Genomic DNA, 8,256 nt, shown 5'->3' with positions numbered 1-8,256 from the left:
TGACATTTCTTAGCTGGACTTATTTTTTTAGTGATTACATTAGAATAAGAAGAAATAAAAATGATATTTGTAAACTGAAATTATAAAGTTTAAATAATCAATTTCAATACCTGATCAATCATTTCGTATTGAAAAGTTAAGGCTCTAATATCAAAATAATAATTAAAAAGGGAGGACACCCGTATGAAACTATTTAGTATGCCGGCAGATTTTAAAGAGAAAACCCTGCAAGAATATATAAAATTGAATCAACAATATGACAATGTAATAATAAGGGAAACTTACGGACAGTTAACAGAAGACTGTATGCATATGTCCGGAAGAGCTAAGAGCACCATACCCCAGATTGGTATGCGGGACCTGGAAAAGTATGTTGAATTCTCAAAGAAACATGGAATCGAATTTAATTATACACTCAATGCCGCCTGCTTTGGAAATTATGAATTTTCTGACAGAGGAATAAAGGAAATAAAAAATCTTATTCGTGATCTCCAGAATATTGGCGTCAATAGTTTAACTTTAACGACACCTGGGGTTATTGAGTTAGTGAGAAGCATTGCACCTGATATAAAGATAAAGATTTCTGCAATCTCTCAAACAGATTCCGTTAAAAAAATGAAACATTACATAGATATGGGAGCAGAACGTATTGTTATCGAGCCGGCGGTAACTAAGGACTTTACTCTTTTGCGAAATATGGCTGCACAGGGTGCAGATAAAATAGAAGTAATCGTAAATGACAAGTGTATGAGAGACTGCCCATACAGAATCTTTCATTACAATCAGACAGCCCATGACAACAGTGAACGGGGTAAAAGTTTCTATTTTATGAGCTGTGGTGTGAAAAAGTCGAAAGATCCCCAGATTTACTTAAATCTTAACTGGATCAGGCCGGAAGATTTACATTTGTATGATAATATAGGAATTAAAAATTTCAAAGTGGAGGGAAGGGAATTTGTTCTTGAAGGAGATATTGTAAAGCTTCTGAAAGCATATATTAATGAAAGTTTCGAAGGTAATTTATTGGATTTGCTTCATATATTTGCTCCCTACGACACGGAACACCAACCATATATTGACAATAAAGCTTTGGATGGTTATGTAGAGGGATTTTATAACAATACGGTTGAATGTGACCAGATATGTAATAAATGCGGTTACTGCGCGGAATTTATGAAAAAATCATTTACAATGCCGGATAATATGTCATCAGTAGCAGCTGATTATTATAGAGGAGAGAACGGTTATATCCAAAGGCTTAAGCAGGAACCCCAGATTTCAATTAAATAGGAGGCAGGAAAGATGGAGAGAAATGTGATGATCAGAAAATCAGTGTACCAGGATATCCCCCAGTTGGTTCAGCTTAGAATGGAATTTTTAAAAAAAGATCAGGGAGAGGAAGCCGTAAATAAGTATCCTGAATTAAATGCAAAAACAGAAGAATTTATTAACAGGTATCTAAATAAGAATCTGGATATCTTCATTGCAGAAGTAAATGGAGAATTGATTGCTGTCTTGTGCGTCTTTTACTTAGAATTACTCCCCCGCCTGGTTTCGAAAGACAGCAAATGCGCGCATATGTCATTTGTTTATATAAAGCCTCAATATAAGGATGAAGAATTAGAAAAATCTTTGTATGAAAACTCAATGAAACATGCTAAGGAAAAGGGAGCGGAAGTTTTTGAAATTAACGTCTTGGAAAAAGATATTCCCATGTATGAGTCGGCCGGATTTATTGACAGCGGTTATCCGCCTATCCAGTTACTGTTAGGAAATAATACATGGGGGGATTGGTCTCATGCCTTGGAAAAAGGCATAAATATGAGAAAGGCAGACAGCATGGACATTCCTCAATTGATTGATTTGCGGGTACAGTATTTATGCGAAGTGTCAGACATAAAAACGGTTAAAAATCGTACGGATTTCGAGACAAGAGTAAAAACATATTTCGATGAACATTTAAATAAAGATCTGTGCGCTTTTGTTGCAGAGATAAATGGAGCGGTCATATCCGTATATTTTATGATATATTTTGATCAGATTCCGGAGCCAGGACTAATAAATGGAAAAATCGGTGTTCCCATAAACCGCTATACCAAACCACAATACAGGTGTGATGGTCTTTCAGAGGCTTTGTTTGTATATGCGGCAAAGGATGCCGAAAACTGCGGAGTGGAACTGCTGGAGATGGAGGTTCCCAAAGACAGCATACCTTTCTATGAAAAATTCGGGTTTGAGCCGATGAAGACAATTCCCGTCCAAATAAGTCTGTAATTGTAAAAAATGATTTGAGGTTGTGATTTGAATTAAGTTCAGACCACAGCCTCATAATTAATCATCCAATCCATACTCCTTCGATTTCTACCAATAATTCCGATCTGCATATATCACTTTGCAAATACACAATCTTTTCTTTTTCAAATCTATTTTCGCAAATCTGTCTTATTATGGGAAAATCATCCCAGTTCCTAATGTAAACCTTTAAATATTTTAATTTGGCCTTTATTCTCCAAAAATCAATTGCATATTTTCTAAGATTCTTTTCATCAAACAATATTTTTATGTTATCAATGGTTGTATTCGTCTGCATTACCACATCCCCCATGTATACACTTTCCGTTCCTATAATGCTGGCTGTCCCAGAGATCAGCATTATTTTTTCACTTTGAAATTCCACATATGCTGCACGGGAAAATTTGGGGCTGGAAGCTCCGAACTGCCTGGGATAGCAATAGGCCGGAACCTGATTCGGATTTTCAATGTTACATCTTTTCGCCTTTTTATGTACTGCAAGCAGACAGAGGCATAGATCATTCCCATATGTCCCAACTCCTGTTGCTGCAGGGTATACGCTGTCATTCTTATGGTAAAGCTCTAAAAAGGCATCTTCCCGCCCTGCACAGAACTCTTTATACCTCTCCTGGACATCTCCCTTTTCATTTATGTTGGGAATGTAATTCCAAAAACGTACTACATGATAAAGATCCAAATTCAGTTCTGAAAAAATCTGTTTGTATGCATTCTCAGCCTTTTCCTGATGTCCTCCAGCCTCATCATACACTGTAACTGTTCGGAAACATAAATTTTCACTTTCTCCTATTCTGCATGACTCCGATTTCCTGTAATAAACTGTTTCTTCCGTAAACCAGACTTCACAGAAGTTCTCATTTATACTTTTTACCTGAATAAACTGATATGGCAGAGACTTTGCATCTGCATCTGCAGCAAATATTGCGTTTACTCCGTACTCAATGATTCCTAAAATATTACCTGATATTTTATCAAGTGTTTCGTTACCTGTGACAATTGCAACATCAAGACATTTTTCCATAATATAATTCTTCCCCCGTTGAATTTAATTTTTCATAATGCCCCTACACTATATAGAATTTTATGGAATTCATTTAAGTTTAACTGCTGTTTTGCGTCAGAGAGAGCCTTTTCCGGCTCTGGGTGCACTTCAAGCATCAGCATATCTGCACCTGCTGCCAGAGATGCTTTTGCCATTGGTACCATGATATCCTTTCTCCCCAGGGAATGACTTAAATCAACCACTACAGGATAACTGGTTTTTTGCTTTAATAAAGCAACACAGGACAAATCAAGCGTATTCCGGGTCTCCTTCTCAAACGTGCGGATTCCTCTTTCACACATAATAATTTTGTTATTTCCTTCTTTTCGTATGTATTCTGCCGCAAAAATAAACTCTTCTATGGTGGCCATAAGCCCTCTTTTAAGCAGAATCGGTTTATCTGTCTTCCCCAGTTCCTTCAGCATACTGTAATTATACATATTACGGCTTCCTAACTGGAGAATATCGATTTCCTGCTCCATATATTCCAAGTCACGGATATCCATTATTTCCGTTACCGATATCAAACCATACGTTTCACATATTTCATGAATCATTTTAACCCCTTCTCTTCCAAGTCCCTGAAAGGATTCTGGTGATGTTCTTGGCTTGTAAGCACCAGCCCTTAGCATCTTCACCTGTTTTTCCACTAAAAAGGCTGAAACTTTCTCCAATTGCATATAGGATTCCACAGCACATGGACCAGCTATCATGTTACCCGTTCTGCCTGAAATTATTTCTTTCCACAAGTGCCCACTGTTTCTCACGTTCATATACTTAAACCGCCTCTTTTCCTGTAAAAATTTCCTCCTTAAAATATTTCACAATGTGCAGAAACTGCCCCATTACTCTCTGTGTATTTAAAACTTCTCACACTGTTTTCCAGCCATAATACACGAAAACACGTATCACTGTTAACCAGATATACTTCCGTTCCGTCTTCATTAACCTGTAAATACAGGGGAGCCTTTCGATTTCCAATGCAGGGGAATAATTGATCCTGATACAATACAGGCATATCTGGCTCAAATAATTTTATCTTAGTTTCAAGAACCATCGTTTCTCCATTAATGATATAAAGATAATCCGGATATCCTGTCACAGCCAGATACGGCTTTTCATTATAGTAAAAAATTTTATGTGTAGTTATGCGGTTAAATTGAAAATCTGTAAAACAGCCCAATTTTTCAATAATCCCATTCATATACCGGTATTTCACAATCATTCCAGGGCCATGGAGCACCATGCTGCCCTTAAATTTTGACATGTTATGGCAGCTCACATAAAAAACAGATTGGTCGTCCCGGTCAAATTCTACATGAGCCGGGGTGCATAAGGGTGGATCAATCACCAGCAGCCTGTCTGTTTTCATATCCCAGAGAAATATTTTTCCTTTTTGAAAATATGCGTTATTATACTTGATCCGCACAGCTTCATTATCTAAACCCGCCATATGGCTGATATCCAGGTTTACAGAAATATTCATATCCAGAGATACCAGAAATTCCTCCCTGGAGTATCCCACCTGATGCATATTATCAATTAATCCTTTTTCAACATATCTCTGTTCTTTAAATTTATGATTTATAACATCATACGCCAAATAGTGAAACCCAATTTCTGTCCTTTTTCCATTATAAATATCAGCGCGCTCATCAGCAGAATTGACAGATAGATAAATGATATTATTTCGATGTCCAATGGATGAAGCACTAAATATGATATCAGTAGAATCCTTATATGTGATTACACAATTCTCCAATGAATTGACATCAATTTCTCTGAAATATGGGGCCTGAAGCATAAATGACAGCATTTTATCCCCTACTTTATAGCAACTGTGAGGATTAATTAAATACGGAAGAAACTGACCGGTTTCCTGCGCTCCATAAGGCAGCTTTCCATCTGGAAACTGACGCTCAATCATTTTCACCAGACTTTCCTGCTCTTTTGTATTATCAACCACAATTTCTTTTGACTGCTCTTTCTCCAGGTCAATGATATTGTACACTTCAAAAAAATTACTGTTAAGCAATCCCGCTACAAAAAGCTTGCTCTTCCCCATTTCTTCTCCCCCTTAATCCAAGATCATTTGAACTGGTTCAAAACCATTATTGAACCTCTTCTTTGTGCTTTTTCCACTCATCATCTGTAAGCCGCTCCACATACCAGGAAGGTTTCACATTTTCTTTAGACGGAATGACGTGATTTGATACATACTGAAAACTTCCGTCTGGCAGGGGATGGATGGTTACTTTATGTCTGAACGCTGTTCCTGTATTCATTTCCGGCCATACAGCGTTTACAGTAAGTACCAAAGTGCCGTCATCCCTGCTTTCACAATCGATGACTTCCGGATATGGGATCTCCAGGCCGGGACAACAGTCAAACACTCCGCGGGGTCTGTATTCATATGTCTGGCTGTCTGCCATGTACCTGGCTTTTTTTTGCAGAACCTGGCTGTCGACTTTAACATACTTCATAAGCACTCCTTCAAATTCTGTCTTAGGTACCTGCAGCACAACCAGCCCATCATTCTCATTGGGGTCCTGATAATCTTTTAAAAACTCCCTTCGGTAAAAGCGTTCAAACAGATCGTAAAAATTAAGATTTTGGTAATCCGTTTCATCCCAGTCTGTTATGAATAAATTATTGGAATAGTATCCTAGCGGATTAATATACTTCCGGTTCATCTGCCGGTATACATCATCTAATGGCTTCACCCGCACAGCCACATGACTATAAGGTCCGGACATTCCAGGCATATAGTATTTCTGGAAAATTAAGTAGCCGTTTTCTGTAACAACCCATGCAGCTGCCTGATAATTGTCCGTGTAGATTGTGTTAAGCTCTCCTTCCTTCCACTGGTAACTGGTGGCGGCTACATCAACACTTCCTTCCTTTGATTTAAAATTAAATTGAACATATCCTCCATTATTCAGAACCATGATTAACGTTGATTCTGCATTCTTTTTTTCTTCTACTTCACCCAGGAATTTCTCTGTAAGACCAGAATTTTTCATATTGAGCTGATTATCCTGATCCACTACCGCATATCCCTTCTCTCCCAGTTTATCTGCCATTCTTTGAACCGTATCCAGGCCGCCTAATGTCCCATTGTTAAGAGATTCATTATAGATACCTTTACAGGATTCATACAGCATAGCACGGATATCTTCTAACTGGTTCTGCTTTGGACTTAAACAGCCTGTTAAAATGATCAGGGCGGCTGCCAGAATTAAAACCAATGTGTTTTTACTCAATCTTTCTCCTCCTTTCAAACCTGTAATGACGTCATAATCGTCATGCAGATGATTGAAATTTATAAAAACAGACATGGTCAGAGGCCGCTTCCGATCTCCAGTCATTGTATCAGAGTCGATTCAGCAGGCGAATGAACCATGTCCTTTTTCATTTTAACATTTTCCCATAAAATTTAGTTAATGCATATAAAAAGTCTTTTCTTCTGTTTTTGCTCACCAGTATTGTATCACTATTAAGCAAATATAATTCGTAGGACTGATAATCTTTTACAAATTCCATATTCACGATATAGCTGGAGTGACATCTGATAAAGTTTTTATTAAGTCTGCTTTCGTGCTCTTTCATGCTTCGATAGCTGATATAATTTTCATATGTAGTATGAATCAGCGTGTTTCTTTTGCATGTTTCAATATAAATAATTTCATCGAGAAAGATTTTATGAATACCCTGGTCATTGCGCTCTACAATATAGCTGTTGTTATTATATTGTAGTTCCGATATTACATCCTTTAAGACACAGGATAACCGTTCTCTTTTCACTGGTTTCATCAGATATCGTGTCACTTTGATATCATAACCTTTTATTGCATATGCAGATGTTGATGATAAAAAAATAATTTTGGTTTTGGGCGCAATCCTGCTAATCTGCTTTGCCACTTCATAACCATTCTTTTTGCCCAGCAGTATATCCATAAAAACAATATCAGCATCCAGATACTCTTTTATGTAACCGAGTATCAGATCGGGATCTGTAAACGAAAGTAAATAAGATTCTAAATTTAATTCTGCCAGTATTTCAGTTAAAGAATTTCTAAGATTAATCAGAAATTCTTCCTGATCATCGCACATTAAGATCTTCATTTTCTTTGAACTTAATCGTTCTTAAGGATACCAGTTTTTCTCTTCAGCGAATCAGGAATCTCCGGCTGATGAATCGTCAGAATACAAAAAGAATTAAGCTGTGCGATTGATGTGACTGCCACAAACATTGCTGCGGTACTTAATAACCCATACATTTTCCTGCTAAACTTTTTCATGATGATAATTCCCCCTACTCATAAATATATTATTAATTTTACCAGTTACCAAGATCAGGCAAACCCAACACAATCCTGCAAATGCCCACTTTCCAGCCTCAAATTCATAATAAAGCAGCAAAGATACTGCAGTTGAAATAAGCAAAGAAATAAAAAGAGCTTTATTCTTCATGGATCTTCTAAACTTGTCCGATATCGGATTATTTAAAGCATCAACCGGTGCCCAGAAAAGTATCATACAGTTAAGTAAAATTAAAAAACAAACAATCGAAGGATTGAAATGTACCGTTAAATTCCTCAGAATCAGATATGTAATGATATATCCGCTGATAAAGATCATCATGCATCTGTTATTTGTACCGGCATGAAGTCCGCCGGCAAACAGCCTGACTGAGCAGTAACTGATTAAAAACAAAACCGCTCCGGTGAATTCATGAAAAAACGCACCTGACAGTAACACGGCACTTATACTGAAGAGGGTATTAAATATGATCTGCAGACCATAATTATATATCTCTTTATCACCGCTGTTATGATTATACATGACGATTTTTTCAGAAATACTATTTGCAATTCTTTCTATCATAATAATCTCCATTCCGC

General features: G+C 37.1%; 9 protein-coding genes. 2 read left to right on the top strand and 7 right to left on the bottom strand.

What is annotated here, in order from left to right:
- The first annotated feature begins 183 nt into the window (after positions 1-183).
- Together DS742_RS16210 and DS742_RS16205 are read left to right on the top strand one after the other, a co-directional pair.
- Positions 184-1,290, top strand: coding sequence for a U32 family peptidase (locus DS742_RS16210; RefSeq protein ID WP_117418028.1), 1,107 nt, complete (start codon positions 184-186; stop codon positions 1,288-1,290).
- 12 nt (positions 1,291-1,302) lie between these two features.
- Positions 1,303-2,274: a GNAT family N-acetyltransferase gene (locus tag DS742_RS16205; RefSeq protein WP_117418027.1), complete on the top strand. Its 972-nt coding sequence runs from the start codon at positions 1,303-1,305 to the stop codon at positions 2,272-2,274.
- A gap of 61 nt (positions 2,275-2,335) precedes the next feature.
- On the opposite strand, the gene DS742_RS16200 is transcribed toward DS742_RS16205, so the two are convergent.
- The 7 genes from DS742_RS16200 to DS742_RS16170 all read right to left on the bottom strand — a co-directional run.
- Positions 2,336-3,331, bottom strand: a complete 996-nt coding sequence (locus tag DS742_RS16200) for a chorismate transformation FkbO/Hyg5 family protein (protein ID WP_117418026.1) — start codon at positions 3,329-3,331, stop codon at positions 2,336-2,338.
- A 32-nt stretch (positions 3,332-3,363) separates the two neighbouring features.
- Positions 3,364-4,125, bottom strand: a complete 762-nt coding sequence (locus DS742_RS16195) for a bifunctional 3-deoxy-7-phosphoheptulonate synthase/chorismate mutase (protein WP_117418025.1) — start codon at positions 4,123-4,125, stop codon at positions 3,364-3,366.
- A 38-nt stretch (positions 4,126-4,163) separates the two neighbouring features.
- Positions 4,164-5,417, bottom strand: a complete 1,254-nt coding sequence (locus DS742_RS16190; protein WP_117418024.1) for a hypothetical protein — start codon at positions 5,415-5,417, stop codon at positions 4,164-4,166.
- A gap of 46 nt (positions 5,418-5,463) precedes the next feature.
- Complete coding sequence (locus DS742_RS16185) at positions 5,464-6,615, bottom strand: DUF6070 family protein (protein WP_147325816.1); 1,152 nt, start codon at positions 6,613-6,615, stop codon at positions 5,464-5,466.
- A 148-nt stretch (positions 6,616-6,763) separates the two neighbouring features.
- A complete protein-coding gene (locus DS742_RS16180; RefSeq protein WP_170313490.1) occupies positions 6,764-7,465 on the bottom strand; it encodes a LytR/AlgR family response regulator transcription factor in 702 nt (233 codons plus the stop codon).
- 23 nt (positions 7,466-7,488) lie between these two features.
- Entirely contained in the window at positions 7,489-7,653 is a 165-nt protein-coding gene (locus DS742_RS16175; protein WP_117418021.1) for a cyclic lactone autoinducer peptide, read from the bottom strand.
- The coding region (locus DS742_RS16170) for an accessory gene regulator ArgB-like protein (RefSeq protein ID WP_147325814.1) at positions 7,640-8,256 on the bottom strand (617 nt) is incomplete at its 5' end. The genes DS742_RS16175 and DS742_RS16170, both read right to left, overlap by 14 nt.

The organism is Lacrimispora amygdalina, from assembly GCF_003432035.1.
Lineage (GTDB): Bacteria > Bacillota > Clostridia > Lachnospirales > Lachnospiraceae > Lacrimispora > Lacrimispora amygdalina.
Note: the sequence above shows the minus strand (reverse complement) of the source record. Positions and strands in the feature narration are given on the sequence as shown.